General features: G+C 62.4%; 1 protein-coding gene. It reads right to left on the reverse strand.

The window, feature by feature from the left end; translation table 11 throughout:
- Positions 1-540, reverse strand: a 540-nt coding sequence (locus tag U5805_RS31585; RefSeq protein ID WP_322107405.1) for a type VI secretion system Vgr family protein, incomplete at both ends; no start/stop codon positions are given.

The raw sequence follows: 540 nt of genomic DNA on the forward strand, positions 1-540 counted from the left end.
TTGGGCCTGGAACTGGACGGGACCCTTCGCGGCGAAAATTTTGATGCCGCACTTCTGCACGAAGAGCGAAATCTTTTCGCCGACGGCGGCCGTAAAGCTCTTGAGCACGCTGAAATCGACGCTCTTGCCTGCGGTGGCACTCAGGTTGTCCTGCGCAGCAAACTGGATCCCCCCGGCCGCCACGAGCCCCGCCGAAGCCGGCGTGCTCATGAGGAGGCCCGGCTTCTTCAGCCCGTCGAGATCTTCCTTGACCTGCTGCTGGGCGGCGGTGTCCGCAGGCTCGGCCTTCGCGCTGTTTGCGGAGCTTGCAAGGGCTTTGGCAAGCTCCAGCGCGCTTTCGAGCTGCGCGGTGGTCTCCTGCATGTCGAGTTGTTTGCCATTGGCACCCGGGCGATCGTAGGTGGTCACCATCACGCCCTTTCCAGCGCGGATTGCCCCCCATCCCGATGTACGAAGCTCCTGGCCTTCACCGCGGTATTCGAGCTTGTTGTTGACCAGGTATCCAAGGTTTAGCTGTGACTTGCCGGAGCGCTCCGTGCT

The organism is Paraburkholderia sp. J41, assembly GCF_905220235.1.
GTDB lineage: Bacteria > Pseudomonadota > Gammaproteobacteria > Burkholderiales > Burkholderiaceae > Paraburkholderia.